Annotated in this window: 19 protein-coding genes and 2 pseudogenes; 6 read left to right on the forward strand and 15 right to left on the reverse strand. The window is 58.1% G+C overall.

The window, feature by feature from the left end; genetic code table 11:
- Positions 1 to 133: 133 nt before the first annotated feature.
- A pseudogene (locus BN1800_RS42785) lies at positions 134 to 313 on the reverse strand (GNAT family N-acetyltransferase); the annotation flags it as partial.
- 267 nt (positions 314 to 580) lie between these two features.
- Between BN1800_RS42785 and BN1800_RS26025 the strand changes: the two are divergent.
- The 3 genes from BN1800_RS26025 to BN1800_RS26035 all read left to right on the forward strand — a co-directional run bounded on the left by BN1800_RS26025 (position 581) and on the right by BN1800_RS26035 (position 3,104).
- The gene (locus BN1800_RS26025; protein ID WP_087001764.1) at positions 581 to 1,378 is read left to right on the forward strand and encodes a class I SAM-dependent methyltransferase; all 798 of its coding nucleotides are present in this window, start codon (positions 581 to 583) and stop codon (positions 1,376 to 1,378) included.
- A 337-nt stretch (positions 1,379 to 1,715) separates the two neighbouring features.
- Positions 1,716 to 2,225: a GrpB family protein gene (locus BN1800_RS26030; RefSeq protein WP_087001765.1), complete on the forward strand. Its 510-nt coding sequence runs from the start codon at positions 1,716 to 1,718 to the stop codon at positions 2,223 to 2,225.
- Positions 2,226 to 2,309: 84 nt separating this feature from the next.
- Positions 2,310 to 3,104, forward strand: a complete 795-nt coding sequence (locus BN1800_RS26035; RefSeq protein ID WP_087001766.1) for a class I SAM-dependent methyltransferase — start codon at positions 2,310 to 2,312, stop codon at positions 3,102 to 3,104.
- A 390-nt stretch (positions 3,105 to 3,494) separates the two neighbouring features.
- Here the strand turns inward: BN1800_RS26035 and BN1800_RS26045 are convergent, their stop codons facing one another.
- The 6 genes and pseudogenes from BN1800_RS26045 to BN1800_RS42800 all read right to left on the reverse strand — a co-directional run.
- Positions 3,495 to 4,346, reverse strand: a complete 852-nt coding sequence (locus BN1800_RS26045; protein ID WP_179213895.1) for a class I SAM-dependent methyltransferase — start codon at positions 4,344 to 4,346, stop codon at positions 3,495 to 3,497.
- 859 nt (positions 4,347 to 5,205) lie between these two features.
- Positions 5,206 to 6,432, reverse strand: coding sequence for a hypothetical protein (locus BN1800_RS26055; RefSeq protein WP_244564647.1), 1,227 nt, complete (start codon positions 6,430 to 6,432; stop codon positions 5,206 to 5,208).
- Positions 6,347 to 7,186: a thermonuclease family protein gene (locus tag BN1800_RS43655; RefSeq protein ID WP_087001768.1), complete on the reverse strand. Its 840-nt coding sequence runs from the start codon at positions 7,184 to 7,186 to the stop codon at positions 6,347 to 6,349. The genes BN1800_RS26055 and BN1800_RS43655 overlap by 86 nt, the downstream gene beginning before the upstream one ends.
- Positions 7,187 to 7,675 (reverse strand): hypothetical protein, encoded by a 489-nt coding sequence (locus tag BN1800_RS42795; protein ID WP_244564648.1) that lies wholly within the window; start codon positions 7,673 to 7,675, stop codon positions 7,187 to 7,189.
- 21 nt (positions 7,676 to 7,696) lie between these two features.
- On the reverse strand, positions 7,697 to 7,936 hold the full coding sequence (locus BN1800_RS26070) for a hypothetical protein (RefSeq protein ID WP_087001769.1): 240 nt from the start codon (positions 7,934 to 7,936) through the stop codon (positions 7,697 to 7,699).
- 52 nt (positions 7,937 to 7,988) lie between these two features.
- Positions 7,989 to 8,216: pseudogene (locus BN1800_RS42800) on the reverse strand (hypothetical protein); the annotation flags it as partial.
- Positions 8,217 to 8,365: 149 nt separating this feature from the next.
- Here BN1800_RS42800 and BN1800_RS26080 point away from each other — a divergent pair.
- Positions 8,366 to 9,910: a DHA2 family efflux MFS transporter permease subunit gene (locus BN1800_RS26080; protein WP_087001770.1), complete on the forward strand. Its 1,545-nt coding sequence runs from the start codon at positions 8,366 to 8,368 to the stop codon at positions 9,908 to 9,910.
- A gap of 53 nt (positions 9,911 to 9,963) precedes the next feature.
- Here BN1800_RS26080 and BN1800_RS26085 read toward each other — a convergent pair whose 3' ends face one another.
- The 7 genes from BN1800_RS26085 to BN1800_RS26120 form a co-directional block, all read right to left on the reverse strand.
- Complete coding sequence (locus BN1800_RS26085; RefSeq protein ID WP_087001771.1) at positions 9,964 to 10,272, reverse strand: hypothetical protein; 309 nt, start codon at positions 10,270 to 10,272, stop codon at positions 9,964 to 9,966.
- A 464-nt stretch (positions 10,273 to 10,736) separates the two neighbouring features.
- The gene (locus BN1800_RS26095; RefSeq protein ID WP_087001772.1) at positions 10,737 to 11,567 is read right to left on the reverse strand and encodes an inositol monophosphatase family protein; all 831 of its coding nucleotides are present in this window, start codon (positions 11,565 to 11,567) and stop codon (positions 10,737 to 10,739) included.
- Positions 11,564 to 12,391 (reverse strand): glycerophosphodiester phosphodiesterase family protein, encoded by an 828-nt coding sequence (locus BN1800_RS26100; RefSeq protein WP_087001809.1) that lies wholly within the window; start codon positions 12,389 to 12,391, stop codon positions 11,564 to 11,566. Before BN1800_RS26100 ends, BN1800_RS26095 begins: the two co-directional genes overlap by 4 nt.
- Positions 12,392 to 12,405: 14 nt before the next feature.
- Positions 12,406 to 13,509, reverse strand: a complete 1,104-nt coding sequence (locus tag BN1800_RS26105; protein WP_087001773.1) for an ABC transporter ATP-binding protein — start codon at positions 13,507 to 13,509, stop codon at positions 12,406 to 12,408.
- Positions 13,510 to 13,511: 2 nt separating this feature from the next.
- Positions 13,512 to 14,429 carry an ABC transporter permease subunit gene (locus BN1800_RS26110; protein WP_087001774.1) on the reverse strand — a complete coding sequence of 306 codons (918 nt, stop codon included), beginning with the start codon at positions 14,427 to 14,429 and terminating at the stop codon, positions 13,512 to 13,514.
- A gap of 3 nt (positions 14,430 to 14,432) precedes the next feature.
- Positions 14,433 to 15,323 carry a carbohydrate ABC transporter permease gene (locus BN1800_RS26115; RefSeq protein ID WP_087001775.1) on the reverse strand — a complete coding sequence of 297 codons (891 nt, stop codon included), beginning with the start codon at positions 15,321 to 15,323 and terminating at the stop codon, positions 14,433 to 14,435.
- A gap of 60 nt (positions 15,324 to 15,383) precedes the next feature.
- Positions 15,384 to 16,691 carry an extracellular solute-binding protein gene (locus BN1800_RS26120; protein ID WP_087001776.1) on the reverse strand — a complete coding sequence of 436 codons (1,308 nt, stop codon included), beginning with the start codon at positions 16,689 to 16,691 and terminating at the stop codon, positions 15,384 to 15,386.
- A gap of 213 nt (positions 16,692 to 16,904) precedes the next feature.
- Between BN1800_RS26120 and BN1800_RS26125 the strand changes: the two genes are divergently transcribed.
- Positions 16,905 to 18,059 (forward strand): ROK family transcriptional regulator, encoded by a 1,155-nt coding sequence (locus BN1800_RS26125; protein ID WP_087001810.1) that lies wholly within the window; start codon positions 16,905 to 16,907, stop codon positions 18,057 to 18,059.
- A gap of 159 nt (positions 18,060 to 18,218) precedes the next feature.
- Positions 18,219 to 19,214 carry a substrate-binding domain-containing protein gene (locus BN1800_RS26130; RefSeq protein ID WP_087001777.1) on the forward strand — a complete coding sequence of 332 codons (996 nt, stop codon included), beginning with the start codon at positions 18,219 to 18,221 and terminating at the stop codon, positions 19,212 to 19,214.
- 54 nt (positions 19,215 to 19,268) lie between these two features.
- On the opposite strand, the gene BN1800_RS26135 is transcribed toward BN1800_RS26130, so the two are convergent.
- Positions 19,269 to 20,534 (reverse strand): ABC transporter substrate-binding protein, encoded by a 1,266-nt coding sequence (locus BN1800_RS26135; RefSeq protein ID WP_087001778.1) that lies wholly within the window; start codon positions 20,532 to 20,534, stop codon positions 19,269 to 19,271.
- Positions 20,535 to 20,537 lie beyond the last annotated feature (3 nt).

The following is a 20,537-nucleotide window of genomic DNA, read 5'->3' on the forward strand; positions in this document are numbered from 1 at the left end:
TAGGAAACTGAAGCTGGCATGACAGCTCGATTGCGAAATAAAAGTCGATCTCGGGTGCCTTCCGCCCCAATTCGACGAAGCTTTCGATGACAAAGCGCAAAGGCCCAATGTCGCTTTGTATCCGATTTCCTGTTCACTCACCCTCGTCAACATTTCTACGTCCCACTCGCGGCGCATGCGGCGAAATGAATTCTCGGCTAAGCAAACCCATCATTATGTCATCGTGCCAATGCCCGTTAACAAATGCGGCCTCACGTTCGCAACCTTCGACGATAAACCCGCACTTCTCATAGGCTCGGATGGCCCGCGCATTCGGTCGTGTACTCAACGCTTCCGTTCTCGCATAACTTCCACTGTCGAACCTATGCTAGGTCGATGATGGTCCGGATCAACCCATACGCCCTCAGGCCCGAGTCTTCGACGATAACCTAGCTCCGCTCGACCCATCGGTTTTTCCCGGCAGTTCTTCTTGCTAAAAATTTCCCCGTCGTGCACTTTGTACACGCAGGTGTTGCAAAAACCTATTTTGTCACGTCGCAAAGCTGTCGGACTTTGGCGAATTCGAGTTCAAGGGCACCACATGTCATCTATAACCACGGGCAACGATAAACAGTATAGCGACAGCCGAAAGCTCGCCGCGCGGGCCCGCCTCAACCGGGAATATACGATTGCCGAAATCGGCTGGTTTCCGTGGGTGGCAGGACAGCTACCCCTCAAAGCCGGAGATCGCATTCTTGATGTCGGTTGCGGTCCTGGCTGGTTTTGGGCGGCGGCGGTGGACAAGCTACCGGAAAGTCTGGACCTCACTCTTTCTGATCTCTCCCCCGGCATGGTGCAAGAGGCGGTTGAGCGCTGCCAGCCATTGGCATTCGGTAGCGTCACAGGCGAACAAGCCGACGCGACTGCTTTGCCCTTCGAGGATGGCGCTTTTGATGCAGTCATAGCAATGCACATGCTCTACCATGTGCCAGACCAGTCGAAGGCCATCGCGGCAATGCATCGTGTGTTGAAACCGGGCGGTTTCCTTGCAGTGACCACCAACGGAGCTGGTAACATGCGCGAGATGTATGAGCTGACAACCGTGTTCGGCAGTCCTCCCTATGATCCGGGCGGGGCCGCTTTCGGCTACGATACCGCTGAACGGCTCATGCAAGCCCATTTCGGAAATGTCGCCATGACGCAGCATCCTGCCCGCCTACGGGTAACTGAGCCGGAAGACGTGTTTTTGGCACTCACGTCCTATCCGCCCGGTGACGAGGCCGACGAGGCGCAGCTTGACGCGTTTCGGGATGCCATCACCGAGGCATTTCGAGTAGGCAGCGGCGTGCTTGAAACCGAGAAGGAAACCGGCCTATTTGTCAGCCAGAAAGCGGCCTGAATGTCACGAGTTTCCCTAAGTTGTGCGGCTGTTTTTGCGGGCGCACGTATCCCACATCTAGGTTAGAGCTGGGCCTGGATTCGGCCGTCCTATGCTGATGCGGCCATTCTTCTCGCTCAGGAATGACAAGCGATCGGTCTATGCAACAAGCACCCAACTGAAAGAATGAACACGAGCGAGGCTGACCGCCATCTCTCGGTGATCCAAATTTCTACGCTGCTGCCGGGTCCAGTTTCCGAACGAGCCGATACGAACGACGGTCGATATTGCTCGATTGGCTTCCGACGAGATGGAACGACCGGAAATATTCGAACATCCGCAACAAAGGGGGGGCTTCATGGCAGAGCGTCTGGAAATCGTTACATATGACAAACAGTGGCCCGGTCATTTTCGCGATATCGCGGCAAGCCTCCGGGCCTTGATCGGACCTGAGGTTATTGCCATCGATCATATAGGCAGCACTGCGGTTCCCGGCCTTCCGGCAAAGCCTCTGATCGACATTGACGTCACATTGCCAAGTCCTGAACATGTGTTGGCAGCCATCAACACGATGGAGGGCGCAGGTTATGAAAACCGTGGGAACCGCTACGAGCAGGACGTTTACGCATTCATGATGACATCGACGAATCCCAAACGGCGGGTCTATCTACTGCCGCAGGGAAATGAAACGCATCAGAAACGCATAATTTTTCGAGACTACCTGATTGCGCATCCGCAGATCGCAGCGGAATATTCCGCGCTCAAACAAAAACTCGCACGAGAATATGCCTATGACGGTGATGGCTACACACGGGCGAAAGCCGATTTTGTAAACGATGCCGTCGCCATGGCTCGCAGCATCAGATGAAGAGCCCGCTGCGTCCGCGACACCGCTGGACGGTTCACCCGAAACAAGTTCATTGACACGACCGACTTCCAAAAGGAGCACAAAGTGACCCAAGTATCTGAAACCGAAGTCGCGGCCCGTTGGGACGATAACGCCGATCAATGGGCACATGATGTACGGAACGGCTTCGACACTTACCGAGAGCTTTTCACCCTCCCGGCGTTCCAAGCCTTTCTGCCAAGCATCGCGGGATTGGACGTCATCGATTTCGGCTGTGGCGAGGGTTCCAACACCAGGCAGTTCGCAGAGATGGGTGCGCGAATGACCGGCATCGATCTTTCCGAGAAAATGATTGGCCATGCACGGGAGGCTGAACACCACCTTCCACTCGGTATCCGGTATGAGGTCGCATCCTACACCCGGGACACCGGTTTCGAGGATGCCTCCTTCGATGCCGTCGTCTCGACCATGGCCCTGATGGACGGCCCGGATTTTCCAGCGGCGATGCGAGAGGCTTTCAGACTGTTGCGGCCTGGTGGATTCATTGCGTTCAGCGTTCTCCACCCTTGTTTCATTACCCCGGGATTGCAGTGGCAGAAGGATGTCGAAGGTACGCCGACAGGCTTGGTCGTTGCTCGATATTTCGAGCAAACCAACTTTGTTGAGAGTTGGCGCTTTGGTGACCGGCCGAGCAATGAGGACGTGGTGCTGTTTGACGTGCCTCGTTTTCCCCGCACGCTCAGTGAATATCTCAACGGTGTCGCCCAGGCAGGATTTCGGATTGTTGACGTCCGTGAGCCGCAACCAACGCCCCAGGCGTGCGCAGTCGCTCCTCGTTTCGCGAGATGGCGTGACCTGGCAGCGTTCGTGCTTATGATCCGGGCGGAACGAACCGAATGACGGGTGCCGTTTCAGATTGACGATTCTGTCACAGTTCCCTGGTGAAACAGCATTTTCCACCCCAGATCAGAAAGCTTCCAGATTGAGCTGCGCAAAACATGTCGCTCAGACCCATCGCCCCTCGTGCGTCGGGCGCGATAGGTCAGCAACACTGCATCGGAAGAAATGGAGCTGAGTGCATAATCGTAAGGTCAGCAATTCGCCAGCGTCTTCACCGTCGTTTTCCTGCACGAGAAGATCGATGATCTCCGCACGGCGATATGATATAGCCTTCGGCCGTCGAATTTAAGCGATAGGTTCGTCGGCTTTGGCGGCGGCTTACCCTCCCCGAAGCTCCGAACTCAACAAACCCTTCCGCAAGAAGCGCTTCGACCGCCTCAGCCATGTGAGTTAATCGGATACACCTGCGTGTGTGTTATCGGGTCGCTGCTCCAGAGCGCGCGCGGTTACGATCCAGATGGAAGCAGAGAGCTGCACCCTGGAGGGGTCGCCCAAAGCAGCCAGCGCCTTACGCAGCCGAGGCTCGGCTGTCGCCCGCAGGACGGGGTTCTCGCGAATGAGCTTTCCGAGCGGTCCGACTTTCAGAAGTACCCAAGTCATCGCGTCGAGATCGCCGCTAGATACCCTTTCATCGTGCGATTGGATAACGATCTCGCGAAACCCAGCCGCCTCAAGCGTGCCGTGTATGTACTCAGGGTCAGCAAAACTGAAGGGACTTTCGTCGACGGTGACCTGAATTCCCGCTGCGGAGAGCGGAAGGTGATCCAACTCGTTATCTTCAAGGGAGCGCCAGCAACTGAAGGCCAGCGCACCTGACGGCTTCAGAATTCGACGGAAATTGGCGAAGGCCGCGACCGGATCGCTGAAGGACATCACACCAAAGCGCGAAAACACCGCATCCACACTCTCAGACGGCAAATCCAGAAACTGAGCATCTGCCCGGATCAACCTCACCTGGCTGAGCAGCCCGGTCCTCTGCTTGGCTATTTCAACGAGCAACGGGGCCACATCCACCCCGATCACCTGCCCTTCAGCTCCGACCCGCTCGGCGAGTTGGAGAAGCGTCTGCCCAGTTCCGCAACCTACATCGAGAACAACGTCTTCCAACTCCAAAGCCAGGGCCTCGACGGCCTTTAATCCCAAGGGCGATAGCTGAAGATCAATTAGCTCATACGCCTCGGCCCATGCTTTCGCGTGGAGGAGACCTGGAGACGAGACATTGGATGAATCTTGGGTGCGCATAGGACAGCTATAGCAAGCGCCACGGGCCACGTCTGCACCCACCTTTCCGCGACGTTCGACAGTTGACGTTTGAGAATGCGGAGCTGTTGCGCCGCCTAACGGGTGCAACGAATATTACGGCGCCAAAGGTGGCTACGCGGCCGAGATGAAGCAGGACGATGTGGTTTCTACCTATATTAGGCAAATGGAATATATGATCAAATCGATTAAAGTGGCCTTCGAAACTAGCCCGTCATGGGCGTCTGAGGGAGCCATGTTAATTCGTCAACAAATGCCTGGAGCCATGCCTTTGGCTTCAGGTAAACGCGCTGCACTTTGTATATTGATCGCAGTTCTAGCTGCTAGTTTTTCTGTCAACGCAGAATCGCGGCCTAGCTCTTCTGTGCTAACCGTTAAGCTGAGAATGTTATGCGGTCGATCAGATGTCGTTTGGAACTACATCGTAAGCATAATGGGTGAAAAAACGCTATCGTGAACCACAGCAATCGGGGCAGGCAAGGCGAAACGATCCGTCACTTCTTGCTCTATCGCGACAACAGCTGGGTCCTCATTTACGACTTTTTTCGACGCGGACGTCCAAGCAAGGAAGATCAAGCCTGTATTGTGGCCAGCGGTACCCAGGAAACCGCATACGAAGCGACCAGCCTCTTGGTCTATGAGCTTCCTGAGGAGTGGATGGGTGAGCGTCTAAAGGACGTTCCACCGCCGCAGCTTGATGGAGTAACTCACTAAGATCACCGGTGGTCAGGAAAACCGACCTTCTTCGCCCGAAAGAGGAAATCCTCCAAAGCGGCAATCGGCGACCAATCCTGAACGTGGAAGCTCAATGGCCATTTCGCTGCATCCAGCCGGCCACTGACTACAAAGTGCTGAACCCCGTCCCCACCCATAGCAGCTGCTTACCGTCCTTCGACCATGTAGCATCCACAGACATACCGTATGGAATTGATCCAAACGCCCGCCGAACGATGCCTGTTGTTGGGAATTTCGGGCCATTCTTTCGGATCGAGTAAGAGGCGGAAACGCGCTGCGTACCGTCCTGCTCCAGGTTGGGCCGAGCGCTGCTGAACTTGTCCGGGACCCTGAACCCCTGCGCTTCGAACCAATCGGTTGCGTAGGACAAATTCGGATAGGAACCCAGCAGTCTGAACATACAGACGTCCGCTTCGTCCGTATTGTCTATCCGATCCCAATCCATTTCCTTGAGGCGATCAAGTGGCAGACCATCCGTTTCCGACGTCTTCAGACAGGAAGCTGGATCAGGAAAATCCATCATGGCGACCTTCTGTGAAGCAGTCAGTGGTCGTTTGAACCGCACCTGAAAGGGAGGGGTTCCCGGTCCAGGTTGGGAAACAAAGGTAACCCAGAGCAGCTTGCCGCCATGATCGGCGTATCCCGCCAGTTGAAAGGCGAGATACGCCAGGACGGCGTAGGCGGCATAGTTTACAAATTTGAAGCCGCCGTTGCGCTCCCGCCTCCGCCAGCCTTGTAGCCGATCGCCTGCGGATTTTCCGGCAAGAAGCCAGTAGAGATAGCTAGCTGCAGCGGCTGCGAGCAGCACAGCCGCGACCCTTAGAGGGTTCAAAAGAGACAAGCCAGTCGTTGCCAGCCCTGCGACGAACCAGATGGCAAGATACCATCGCCAACCCTTCATCGATCTCCATTCTGTCACCGCCAGAACGATCAGCAACGGAACTGTACCATAGAAAAGATAGCCCGGCGCACGGAATACCACTCCCCACCAGAGCGCACCAAGTAACATCATTCCGCCACGGTACGCGACACCGCCCTCGAGGTGGTCAGGGAGAAAAAGGTATGTTGGGATGGCGTTCAGGAATTCGAATAAGGCCGCGAAAATAACGATGCATAGGATAGTGACGAACGCGACCCTTAACGGCCGAATTAAGATTGCCATCATTGATGTCCACGGAGATTGCTGCGTTTCGAGGATGCGTGAAAGAGAGGGCGAAGACCGCTCAGCGGCCGCATCAGGAAATCGATCATGATTGCTGCCCGCACCACGGCCGTGGGGTTCTTGGACAGCGGTCTCCTCGACAAATGAACGGAACGGCGAGGCCTTCGGCAATCAGGATTTGACCCACGTCTCGCCCGTCGACCTTCAAGACACCGCAACTGCGTCCGTAATTGCATGCGTCTGTTCCCTCGGTGCCGGTTGGACAAGCACATGCCACCTTCGTGAGCTGAACGTCCTGCGAACTGACCAGCTCCTTCAGGCGCGCTTTTGCGCGATTGCCGAGTTGCCGTTCATGTGTGCATTGAGGACTGAAGGTCTCGGGCGTGTTGAAGCCAACGAGGCGTGTCCCTGTCCGCTCGCCCGCGACGTGGACGGTATCGCCGTCGGTGGCCGTAAACGATGACCATACCTGCTCCGCCACCTGCGCGGACTTGCCAGCCGTGCCAAGAAAGAAATGCTTCGGTCCAGTTTCGAACAGTGAGTAAAGAACGCCGACCATCGCGATGAGTGCCACAATCACTGCATCTCGGGCAAACCTTCTACCCCACCACCTGACCTGTCGCGGCAGGAAGGAAGATTTGCGGTGTCGCGAGCGACGCGGGTATGGGTCCGAACGGAATGTCGCTATCGCTTCTCGGTGCTGCGTTCCGTCGCGCCCGAGAATTTGATTGAGTTTCAGCAGTTGTTTGTCGCTCAGGCGCGTCCTACCACCGTATCTCTCCAGCCTGTGAAGCACATCCGAGAGAAAGCTCCGCTGCCACGGACTGAGCGTCGCTTCCGCCAGCGCAGCGCGAATATTGGCTTTGAGATGTTCCGTCTCGAAGAGCACGACGCCGCTTGGCTCAGAAGCTGGATAGCTCTGCATCTAGCGAGACGGCTCCACGCGCCGGGTGGATTTTTTACAGTGAACCCATATCGCGGCGACGGAGCCAAGCATGGCGAAGCAATACGCGCCGAACATCAGGCTGAGCACCCATTGTTCCTCGCTATTGCGAAGACCAAACCCGATGGCGATCAGAACAACATGAGCAATAAGAAGTCCAACCGCGATGTAGAGCACGAACACAACCCCTGTTAGCAAAATCGTTATACGCAAAACAACCGACGCTTCCAAGATGACGCCGCGCTCAGATAGGAAGCTGGTAAATACGCGGTTACGAAATGAGCGGAGCCGCCAGTTCAGTTGTTCGAAAGAGGCGACGCCGAAGAACGTTGCCTTCGTCAATTTGGTATCCATGGCAGCCATTCCGACCGCCACGCGCGCAACCGCCGCAACATCGAAGCCGGATGCTGCATCAAACCTGCCGATCCTTGAGCTAACCCAGCGAGCGTCGGAGGAATCGCGGAAGACCATTTCCATCACCCTAGAGCGGGATCATCGCGATTTAGCCTTTTCGCCGGCATTCCGCTTGAAAGTCCATTTTACGACGTAATCGCCGTTGCGCTTCATTTTGGTCTTCGTCTGCACCCGAAACGCCCCACCTAATGCCCGCTCGGCGGCTTCGAAAGCCTGGCGAGCCTCGGCAAGTGCCTTATGATAGGTGCTGTTGTCTCGCTTCGGGCTTTCGGCCACCGCCTTGAAAAGGGCAGTCAATTCGGGGTCGTCTTCGGCCATCAATTGGTCCTGCTCCGTCTCGGCCCACGCGCAATCGCTGCTGTAGAAATAGTTAGCACCAGCAACCAGCTCGGGCAGTTTTCTCTTTGCGGTAAGTACGGTCGAAAGCCTCTGACTGCAACGTCCCAGTCTTCAAGAGATGATACTGCAGGGCGTACGCAACGGAGAGGCCATCGTCGAGGGCGTCATGCCCCTGCAATGGAGGATGCTCGACGCCATAATAGTGGGCAAGCTTGTTGCTGGGTGTCTTTGCTACGCCCTCGATCGGCATCCCCGCGCTACCAGAACTGCGCTCTTTTGATTGGTGAGATCACAGTCCTTCCGCTATCTTATCCCGAATGCCGGTCTACGCATCGATCGTCGCGATTGCCCATGCGCGCCTCTTGACTGTGCGCATCAAAGCAGATGCTTTCCTGAAAGAATTGCCCTATGCCGCAACGGTTAGAGCCTTCTCATCCCCAAGCGCACCCGGCGGTGGTCTGGCTGGGCTTTATGGCCATGTGCATCGGAATGTTTATGGCGATCCTCGACGTCCAGGTCGTCGCCACGTCGCTTCCGACCATTCAGGCCGCGCTTGGTATCGATCCGGATCAGATGAGCTGGATACAGACCGCATACCTCATTGCCGAGGTTGTGGCCATTCCATTGACCGGCTTCCTGACGCGACTTTTGACGATGCGATGGTTATTTGTCGCTTCCATCGGTCTGTTCGTCATTGCGTCTGCAGGCTGCGCCATCAGCGGCAGCTTTGGAGAGCTGGTTACCTGGCGGATCATTCAGGGCTTTTCCGGTGGAACGCTGATTCCGTCGGTGTTTTCGGCCGTCTTCTTGCTGTTTGCGATTGAACGGCAAGCCCTTGCGACGACGATCGCCGGCGCACTTGCCGTCTTTGCACCTACAGTCGGACCAATTGTCGGAGGTTTTCTGACGGCGACATATTCTTGGCACTGGTTGTTTCTGATCAACATCATTCCCGGCATTGTTTCTGCACTCCTCGCATGGCGATCCTTGCAGAAGGAAGCGGGCGACGTGTCCGAACTTAGGCGACTTGACGCGCTTTCGCTACTGATGATGGCCACTGCCCTCATCGGCCTGGAACTGAGCTTGAAGGAAGCACCGACTGGCGGTTGGACATCGCCCTATGTTTTGCTCCTGCTTGCTTTGTGCCTGGGATCGGCAAGCGTGTTCATATGGCGGTCGCTGCATCGGAATGGGCCGGTCGTCGATCTTCGCAATTTCGGTGATCGAAACTTTCTAACGGGATCGTTGCTCAGCTTCGTTCTTGGCATGGGCCTGTTCGGGTCGGTCTATCTGATGCCGGTGTTCCTTGCCTTCATCCGCGGACATGACGCGCTGGAGATTGGTACCACCATGTTGGTGACAGGGATCGCCCAGCTCATCACCGCACCAATCGCCGTTGCGCTGGAAAAGCGGACCGACCCCCGTCTCCTTTCGGCGCTCGGATTTGCAGTCTTCGCGGTCGGGCTTGCAATGAGCGCGTTCCAGGACCCGCGCTCCGACTACGATGCCATGTTCTGGCCCCAAGTCATCCGGGGCGTTGCCATCATGTTTTGCCTGCTGCCGCCCACGCGGCTGGCCCTCGGCAGTCTGGCGCCAGAGCGCATTCCCGACGCAAGTGGCCTCTTTAACCTAATGCGCAACCTTGGCGGGGCAATCGGCATCGCGCTGATCGATACGATCATCTATATGCGCTCCGGACCGCTCGGACAGAAGCTTTGGGATCGGTTGCAGGCGGGCGATGCCGATGCGGCATCCTTTGTCGGCGTGCCGTTGGCGGCCGTCACCGGTGACACCGGCAGCGCCGATGCGGCCACGATGATGATGCTCGACCCGCTGGTCCAAATGGCCGCGGCCGTCCAGGCAATCAACGAGGCATGGATGACTGTCGCTGCCCTCACGGGCTGCGCGATCATTTGCCTGCCGTTCGCAAGGCGTACTCCCATCTTAGAATGATGCCCGAAGTGACGGTTTAAGTACCGGGGTCAGCGCTGATACTTCACTTCACCTTAATGCAGCACAGTCGGCTGCCCGCGAAGGATGCTCGCAACCGTGTTGAGTAGCTCAGCGAACTGGTCGAGGACGATTCCGAAGTTCTCGTCGTCCATCCGCGCGATACTGGGGATCGTGTCGTAAGTGTGCGCAATAAGGTGGTCGAAACCAGCGCTATTGGCAAACAGGCCGTTGGAAAGGTCGTTATTTCGAACCGCGTGGATTTCGTCCACAATCCGGCGAACAAGAAGCTCGCGATCCTTGATTGAAAGGGTCAATAGTACTTTCCGCGCCTCGCGAATTTCGGTGATGACACCGTGGGACATGAGCCCTCCCCATCTGCGCTTGGCCGCAGCCGACCTTACTTCCAGTCCGCACCGTAGCAGGTCTTTCGCAACTTGACGTCGGACCTTGGTCTGATCCCCACCGAGGTGGGTGTAGCCTCGAGGCTGCAGAATGAATGGAGGTGGCGACCATGATGAACCACATGATGGACAGCGGAATGATGTGGGGCATGGGGCTCGCGGGCATACTCGGGCTCGTTGTGGTCGCGCTCGTGATCGCGGTGCTCGTCAAATACCTCTTCTTCCGTTGAAGCGTGCGTGCAAGCCGGATCAGCTTTGGAGGCGCCGGCGCGAAGGCAATAAAATCAATTGCTTTGCGTTTATAAAAGGCTTGCCGCGACGCGTTCAGCATCGCCGACGTCGTGGGCGCCGTTCCTCGCTAGAGCACCACCTTGCCATTTTCATGCAGGAGCCGAGGATACCTCCTCCTCGCCATGGCGGAAGGTTCATTCCTTCGTCAGCGCCTCTCGAATTGCCTCCCAGCTACGCAGGTCCGGCGCCAGCAACAGCCTCCCCTGCGTCATTGCCGGCCGATAAGGGGCACTGCCTAGCAAAGCTGCATAACCGCCCGCTTCGCGGTGGATCAGCACGCCGGCCGCATGGTCCCAGGGCTTCAGGTCCGCATTCAAGGAAAAGCTCATCGCGCCGGTGGAGATCATCCGGTATTCATAAGCCGAGCAGCGCCATGTGGTCGTGCGGCAAAAGCGCAGCTGGCGCGAAGCGAAAGCCGCCTGCTCCTCAGGCATAAACATGTGCAGCGGCACGAACCCATGCATCTCGCTGATAGGTCCTGATGCGGCGACAGCCAGACGGGTCGGCGCGCCGTCGCGAGCGATATGCCAAGCCCCCTTTCCAGGCCGGGCGACAAGAAAATCGCCGGTCAGCGGGTAGTGGATCAGCCCGGCCACCGTTTCACCGCCGGATACGATGGCGACAATCATGCCGAATAGCGGGACGCCATGGGCGAAATTCCAGGTCCCGTCGACAGGGTCGATGATCACGGCGAGATCGGTATCCGCCAGGCGCGCAAGCAACGCCGGATTGGCCGAAACCGCCTCTTCGCCGACCAGCAGTGCATCCGGAAAGTGCGCCGAAAACGCCTCGGACAATCGGCGTTCCGCACCGATATCGGCATCGGTTACCAGATCGTCCGGCGTAGTTTTCGCGCGGATGCCATCTGCAGTCACGCCGAGAAACCGGGGCAGGATCTCCGCCTCGCCTGCCCGGCGCATATCCTCCATCAGGACGCAGATCAGAGCATCGGAGATCATGGTCATGCGCTGCGAACTTTCAGGTAAGATTTCAGGGCGGCGGGCTGGTCGGTCTGGATAACGCTGATGCCGGCATCGATCAACCGGCCCCAGATAGAATCCGGATCGGCAAGCGCAGCGCGATCGGTCCACTCGCCGCTGCCTGGCTGGTCGAGCGTGTTGACCCAAAGCGCCATGCCTGCTTTGGCAAAGGCTTCGCGATTGCGTGCGATCGTCTCCAGACTGTCGAAGCGGATCTCGCACATGAAGGGCGAAAGTTCGGCAAGCACAGCAAGTGTATCTTTCGTTCCTTCCGCGGTAAACTGCGCCATGCCCATGAACGGCACACCGTCAATATTCTGGGCACGCACCCATGCGACATCGGCGCTGGTATGGACCTTGGTCTTCAGATCGATATCGTTACTGGCGGCCACTGTGCGCGCGCAGGCCGCAACCTCAGCGAAGAGGCCCCTATCCTTGAGGTCGAGGTCGGCGAAGATGCGGCCGCGGATGACCTCCAGAGCCTGCCTCAGCGTGGGAATGCGCTGATCGGTGGGCGCACGGGTTTCGCCGCCGTCTCCATCACGCAAAGCAATCGACTGAAGTTCAGCCATCGTGAGACTCTCGGCCACCCGGTCGATGCCGGCCATTCGCTGGAGGGTATCGTCATGCATCAGGAAAAGCTCCCCGTCGGCGCTTTTGCGGACATCGAGTTCCACTATGTCGCAGCCTAGCGCGATGGCCTTTTCAATGGCGGCCAGGCTGTTTTCCGGCGCACCATGCCAGGCACCGCGATGGGCAACGACGGCGCAGGAACGCGCTGGATCGGCGATAAAATCTTTGTAAGTCATGCGGTATTCTTTCATTAAGCGCCGAGGGCATCGGCCATGACCCGGCCTGTCTCCGCATCAAAGAGATGCAGCCGGGAAGGAGGGAAATTCAGGGAGAGCTCAGGCTGATCGGCAGTGTCGACGCCGAAGGGCGTCGCAACGCGGATCATCGATCCGGCCAGATCGGCCGCCAGTACAGAATGGGAGCCGAGGTCTTCGCGAAAACGCAGCATTGCCTTGAGTATCCGTCCGGCGCCGTTGCCGTTGGTGACGATGTCTTCAGGACGAATGCCAAGCTGAAAACTGCCGGTCAAAGGGGTTTCGGCCACGACTTGCCCGTCGGCTAGGCACAATGCGGAACCGTCGGCGGTGACCGGCAGGATGTTCATTGGCGGAGCGCCGATGAATCTCGCGACAAAGACCGAGGCCGGATGATGGTAGATAGCCTTCGGCGTATCGAATTGTTCGATGCGGCCCCTGTTGAGGATCAGGATGCGGTCGGCGAGCGTCATCGCTTCCATCTGGTCGTGCGTGACGAAAACGGTGGTAGCCCCAATACGCCGATGCAGCTCGGCAAGTTCGACGCGCATATCGTGTCTGAGTTGCGCATCGAGGTTTGAAAGCGGTTCATCGAAGAGCAGTACGCCGGGCTCGCGTACGATGGCACGGCCGATTGCGACGCGCTGGCGCTGGCCACCGGATAGTTGCCCCGGCTTCCGACTGAGACAGTCGGAAAGGCCGAGCATCTTCGCGACCCCCGCCACCCGCTCGGCACGCTCCACCTTCGCCAGGCCTGCGACTTTCAGGCTATAGGCCATGTTCTCGAACACCGTCATATGCGGATAGAGCGCGTAGTTCTGAAAAACCATGGCGCAGCCGCGCTGCTTCGGCTCGAGGTCCTGCACTTCCCGGCCGCCGATGACGATCTTCCCGCCGCTGACCCGTTCAAGCCCGGCGATCATCTGCAGAAGCGTGGATTTGCCGCAGCCGGAAGGGCCGAGCACGACGGTGAATTCACCTGCCTTGAGTTCCACATCCATCGGCGGAATAACGATGGTCTGCGCGTCATAAGCTTTGTTGACGCCTGCGAGCTTGATATCGGCAGCTGCGGCGCGGATGGCCGTATCGATGGCGTTCATCGCTATTTCTCCGAAAGGACGAGGCCCTGAACGAGATAGCGTTGCAACAGCGCGATCATCACCAGGGGAATAATGGAAACGATCACGGCACCGGCCATGACCATCGGAATGTCGGGCACAGTGCCTTCGGCGTCCGGGACCAGCCGGGCGAGCCCCACCACTGCGGTCTGCATATCAGGTGTCGACGCACCGACGAGCGGCCACAGATATTGCGTCCAGCCGCTGAGGAAGGTCAGCACGAAAAGTGCGGCAAAGCTGGTGCGTGAGAGAGGCAGGATAATATCGAAAAGAAAACGGATCGGGCCTGCACCGTCCATGCGTGCAGCCTTGAACAGATCCGCAGGCAGCGTGCGGAAGAACTGCCGGAAGAGGAAGGTTCCTGTGCCATGCGCAACGAGTGGCGCAATCAAACCAAAATGTGTGTTGAGCACGCTCCCTTCGAGATGAAGGGGAGCTCCGGCGATTTGTGCGATCAGATCGTTGAGACCGGTGACATCAAGCAGTGCGTTGAGCGGAGAAAAGACGTTCGATGCCACCTGATATGTGGTAATGACACGGATCTCCAGCGGCAGCATGATCGTGGCAAGGATCAGCGCGAAGGCAACACCCGCCCATCGGACGCGGAAATAAACGATCGCGTAGGCAGAGAGAACCGACAGGATGCAGGTCGCCGCAGCATTGCCGAGCGCCACCAGAAAGCTGTTGAGCATCTGGACAGGGATTCGGGTCTCAGTGAAGACGCGCGCCATATTGGCCACAAGCTGATCGCCCGGATACCAGGCAAGTCCGTTACGCAGCATGAATTCGTAGGAATGCGAGGCTGTGGCAAGCGTCAGATAGAGCGGCCCCAAGATATAGGCCATGCCGATCAACAGGATAAGGCCCGTAGCGAAATTAAGGGAACGCGCGTTTTCGACCATGGTTCACCGCTCATAGTTGATGCGCCGGCCGAGGAATAGGAACTGGGCGGCAGTGAGGATAATGACGAAGACCATCAGGATCGCAGTCTGTGTCGAGGCGCCGGAAAGATCGTATCCGCTGAAGCCGTCGACATAGATCTTGTAGACGAGCAGAGTCGTCGCTCCGCCCGGACCGCCATCGGTGATTGTATCGATGAGTGCGAAGGCCGAAGTCACGCTTTCGGTGAATTCCAGAACCAGCGTCAGGAAAAGCTGCGGCATGATGAGAGGCAGTTGGACATCGAAGATGCGCCGCCAGGGCCCTGCCCCGTCCATCGCTGCGGCCTGGTGCATAGTGCGCGGGATCGATTGCAATCCCGCCAGGATGATGACGAAATTGAACGGGATGCCGCCCCAGACATGCGCGGCGACAAGCGTAATGAAGGCATCCGCACCATCGATGCCCGGCGCCCAGATGCCGGGAAAGGCATTGTTGAGCGGCGCGAGCACGCCGACGAACGGATTGAATATGAAGGCGAAAACCACGCCGATCGAAGCTCCGGCAACGCCCTTCGGCCAAACCAGCACGTTGCGGGCCGGAAGTGACATGTGGATTTTCCGGTCGGCGGCAACCGCCAGGATCAATGGAACCAGCACGGCCAATGACGAGGCGGTCACCATGAAAATGATGGTGCGCCAAGCTGCCTCCCAGAATTCCGAATCGGAAAGCACCCGGGCAAAATTCTCCCAGCCAACAAATATCGAGCCGCCGCCGAAGGGCTGTTCCAGGAAGAAGGACCAGTAGAAGGCCTGGAAGACCGGCGCGTAGAAGAATACGGCGACCAGGAGCATGAAAGGCGCCACCAGGAGCGCTGGCAGCCAGCGATTGCTGAAAAGATTGGAATCCGAAGACATGGGGAAAGCCTGCAATGATGAGGACAGGCACGGCCGACTGCCGTGCCTGCGATGGCCGGATCAGGGCAGTTTTACGCCCTTGTAAGTCTTCTCAAAGCGGCGCAGCAGTTCATCGCCGCGAGCCTTGGCACGATCAAGTGCGGCCTGCATGGTCTGCTCGCCGGCAAAGGCCTTTTGTGTTTCTTCCATGAAGACCTCGCGGAACTGCACATAAAAGCCAAGGCGGATGCCGCGACTGTCCTCAGTGCGCGGTTGGTTCATCGATTTAATGCCGATCGCGGCGGTCGCATATTTGGGGGAGTTGCCCTCGCCGCTCTTGGCGATGGCATCAAGCACGTCGTTGGTGACAGGCACATATCCGGTTGCCGCGGTGAGGGCCATCTGCTGTTCGGGCTGGCGAAGGAAGTCGAGGAAGGCCTTGGCGCCATCGACCTCCGATTGGTCACGACCCTTCATGACATAGATCGAAGCGCCGCCGACCAGCGTGTTGTGGCGCTCGTAGCCCTGATACATCGGCGCCATGCCGACAGTGATTTCGTATTTGCCTTCGAAGGCCTTGGCGGAGGCGGCATAGGAGCCGGAGGAGCCTTCCATCATGGCGCACTCGCCGGCGTTGAAGGCTGCCGTATAGTTACCGGCCTTGGTATCAGCGTTGAGCTTGACCAGGCCTTCCTTGCGCCATTCAACCAGATTGGTGAGGTGCTTGGCGGCAAAGGTTGTGTTGAGGACATATTCTGCGTCGAGGCCATCGTAGCCGTTATGCTTCGAAGCGATCGGCAGACCATGGCGTGCGGAGAACTGCTCCAGTACGCGCCAGGTGTCGCCGTCGGTGACGAAAGGGCAGGCATGTCCTGCGGCCTTCAGCTTGCGCGCGGCGTCGATGACCTCTTCCCAGGTGGTCGGGATCTTGGCGATGCCGGCTTTCTCGAGCTCCGTCTTGTTGGTGTAGAAGAGTAGCGTCGAGGCATTGTAGGGCTGCGAGAAGAGCTTGCCTCCGGAGGTTTCGTAATAGGCGCGGGCGCCAGCGATATAGCTGTCCCACTTGACGTCCGGAAGAATGTCCTGGACCGGAACGACGGCATCCGACAGCATCAGGTCGAGCGTTCCGGCATCGAAGAACTGGATCAGCACCGGATGGTTATGGGACCGGTAGGCGGCGATCGCTTTCTGCATCGAGACTTCGTAGCTACCCTGGCCGACACAGATGACATGATGCTTGCTTTGAGCGGCATTGAACGCGTCGCACTCGGCCTTGATGGCAGTTTCGACATTGCCCGTGTTACCGTACCAGAATTCTATGTCGGCCGCCTGCACTGCATGCGGAACCGCCATCAAGGCGGTCGCAGCCGCCAGAGTGGAAATCTTCATAGTCGCCCTCACCTGCCTTGGAAAATTCGGCCGAATTCGACCTGGAACCGTGAACACGCCTATTTCTACACTTAAAGTGTAACAATTGAATGACGGCCTGGGCAGCTTGCCGTCGCCAAAATTTCCCGGTATTCAGGACGGAAAGCTCAATGCAACGTTGCAAGTGAGGATAATTATTACACTTCCACAGTAATTACCGAACCGGTGTATGAGATGCCCTATTCCCCCGAAGCGCTGATTGCCCCCAAATTTCTAAGGGCTACGACGGAAGGTGTCGTCTCACCCAACGAGCGCAATCTTTTGCGGCTTATCTGGCGCCATCCCGGGCTGTCGCGCTCGGAAGTAACTGCTCATACCGACCTCACCCAGCAATCGGTATACCGCATCATCGACCAGTTGGCGGAACGCGGCATCGTCGGCTTCGGATCTCCGAAACCGGGAGTCGGCCGTGGTCAGCCGAGCCCCACGCTGAGGCTCGAAGGCCGCTATGCCTATTCATGCGGGATATCCGTCAATACCGACGTCATCGGCCTTTGCCTGATGGATTTGGCAGGCAACATCCTGGCCGAGAGCAGCGTGACGTTGCGCGAACACACGATGGCGCAGTCGCTCGACCTGGTCCGTGAGCGGCTTGCCGAGCAGCAGAAACTCAAGGAGCTGTTGCCGGATGGTTTCTTCGGCATCGGTTTTGCCATTGCCGGCTACGACGTAGGCGGAACCCGCTACAATGCCCCCCTGCCGCTGCACGAATGGTCGCTGATCGAACTCGGGCCGTTGCTTGCCGAATTCTTCGGTAAGCCGGTTTGGGTACACAATGGCGCCAATACCGGTGCCGTCGCCGAATCCATGTTCGGTGTCGGTCGCTACATCAAGCACTTCGCCTATCTGAGCTTCAACTACGGCTTCGGAGGCGGATTGATCAGCGACGGAGAACTGCTGTTGGGTGGAAACGGCAACGCCGGGGAGTTTTCTGGTATATACGATACCGAAGAAAGCCAGCGCCGGCCGGCTCTGCAGTTGCTGATCGAGAGACTCAACCGCAACGGCATCGATGTTCCTTCCATCACTTACATGCGCAAGAATTTCAACCCGCGATGGCCGGGCGTCGTCGAATGGGTGGATGAGATTACTCCAGCCTACAACCGTCTTGTCAACGCAATATGGGCGATCTTCGACCCACAGGCGATCGTCTTTGGCGGACAAGTCCCCTCCGGCCTGGCCCAGATGATGATCGATCGGACCGAGATGTTTGGCCGCCCGCGCTATGGTGTGGATCGTCCACGTCCGAAACTCATCATCTCCAAGATCAGCAGCGACGCATCAGCGATGGGAGCCGCGATTGCGCCCTTCCGGTCGACCTTTTACTAGCTGATAGCGATCTGACGGACGACTGACCGAGACGGCGCAGGTACGGCACACCGTCGTCTGTCTCGATGAAGCTCAAGCTCCTCTTCGGCGCGCTTTCAGATCAGTGTCATTAAACTTGCCTATGGAATTTCCGATGAAATCATTTTGATGAGGTAGGTTATGGCCACGCTGCAACAGGTTGCTTTCCGGGCAGGGTGTTCGCTTGCAACTGCCAGCCGGGTCCTGAACCGCAACGGGCCGGTCAGCGATGGAATGGTGCGCAAGGTGCGCCGCGCAGCAGCAGAGCTCGGCTATCGGCCGGCGGGACTTGCCGCGGGGAAGCTCGGGCGCCGACCGGTTGTCGGCGTACTTATACCGAGCATTACCAACCCGGTTTTTGCATCATCGCTTTCCGGCATTCAAAATCGCATGTTGGTCGCCGGACACGGTGTTCTGATTGCCCAATCGAATTATGATCCAGCGCGCGAGGCCGATGCCGTTGCATCTCTTCTGAATGACCGTCCAACTGGCCTGATCCTCACCGTCTGCGATCCATTGACGAGTGCAGCACTTCTGCCGTCCCTGCCGCCGACGGTTCTCCTCAATAACATGCCGACGCAACGATTTCCCGCCGCCGTCACGGCCGACAACCGCAGCGCCGGCTGTGAGCTCACCGCCTTCCTAATCGCCATGGGGCACCGGCGCATTCTCTTTGTTTCCGGAGATTTCACCGCTTCCGACAGGGCAAGATCTCGCTATGACGGTCACGTTGACGCCATGAACGAAAGCGGGCTGGCGCCGCTACATGCAGTGCAGATTCCGTTCGTCAGCGGCTATGAGCAGCTTGACCTCAGCCAGGCGATGGCCACGTTTTCGCCGACAGCGATCATCGCCTCCAATGATCTTCTCGCCTTCGGCGTCATCAGCGCGCTTCGGCGCGAGGGCTTCTCGGTACCCCACGACATTTCCGTCGCCGGTTTCGACGGCATCGCCATCGGCCGGCTAATGGACCCGCCGCTGACGACGATCGAAATGCCGGATGCAAGCATGGGGGCGACGGCCGCCTCGCTGCTCCTCGACATGGCCGAGAACGCCGCCCCTGCCCGCCATCTCGATGTTGCCTACACGTTGCGTAAGGGCGGAACCGTGCGCGATCTAACAAAAGATCCGTCATAGAAAAAGCCGCCGCATTTCGCGATGCGGCGGCTTCGAAGCGTTGAAGGCGGCGGCTTAGCTGCGCGGCAGCATGCCATGAACCTCGTCGGCTGCGTCGTCGAGCGCGTCCTTCGGCTCGGCAGAGCCGTCGACGATGCGCGAAAGGTTGTCTACGATCGTCTGTGTGACCTTCACGCCGTTGGTGCCCGGGAAGGCATACCAGGGCACCATCACCGGCATCTGGCTCAAGCCCGCCCGGAAGAGCGGGTTCTGCTTGTAGAAGTCGCCGAGATATTCGGCCGACTTGGCCGCAAGTTCGTTGTTGGGAACATAACCCGTGCCAGGAACGACGACGGAAGCCCCATAGGGGCCGGCGGCGAACTTGGCGAACGTCCAGGCGGCGTCCTGCTTTGCTTCATCCTGCGTGAGGATAACGACGGCGTTGCCGCCCGTCGGTAGGCGCCCGTTGACCGGATCGATCAGCGGGATCTTGGCCGTGCGCAGATCGAACTTGCTGCCGACATTCTTGATCGTGTTGCGCAACGCGCCGGTCGTCTGGAATTCAAAACCGACCTTGCCGGCGGCAAAGGCCTGTTCGCCGGCAGCCTTGGTGAAGACCGGCATGCCGCCTTCCGTGACCATACGATGCAGCGTCTCGACGGCTCTCTGGCCTTCTGGACCGTTGAAGGCCACCTTGCTCTCGTCTTCGTTCAGCATCTTGCCGCCGGCGCCGAAAAGCAGAGCCGAGAACATCCAGTCGTCGCCCTGCCAGCGGAAATCGATGCCGTCAACGCCGTTGCCAAGCGCCTTGATCTTGCCACCGAGCGCAATGACTTCGTCCCAGGTCTTCGGCGGATTATCAGGATCGCCGCCGGCTGCCTTCACGAGATCGGCGTTGTAGTACATGATCGGGTTGGAGGTCGCGAAAGCGAGACCGACTTGCTTGCCGTTGACTTGCGCGAGCTTCAGGATCGTGTCGGAGAAACCCTGCTCAGTCATGTTCCCATCCTTCTGGACGAGCTGGCTCAGATCGACGCCGACCTTGCGCTCATTCAGCATGCGCAGGCGATTGAGGCCGACGAATGTGACATCAGGCATTTCGCTGGTGCCGGCCTGGCGTAGGATCGTCTGGATGCCTTCTTCATAGGTTGCAGACGGGCTTGCGAACTGGATCTTGATACCCGGATTTTCTTCCATGAACTTCTTCGAGATCGTGTCCATCACGTCCTTGAAGAAGCCGGGCATCGGGTAGTGAACCGTCAGCGTCGTTTCGGCATTGGCCGGAAACGAGATTGCCATGGATATAGCCGCTGCGGCGAGAAGCTGGGTGATAGGTTTCATCGC

Source organism: Rhizobium sullae (genome assembly GCF_900169785.1).
Taxonomy (GTDB): Bacteria; Pseudomonadota; Alphaproteobacteria; order Rhizobiales; family Rhizobiaceae; genus Rhizobium; species Rhizobium sullae.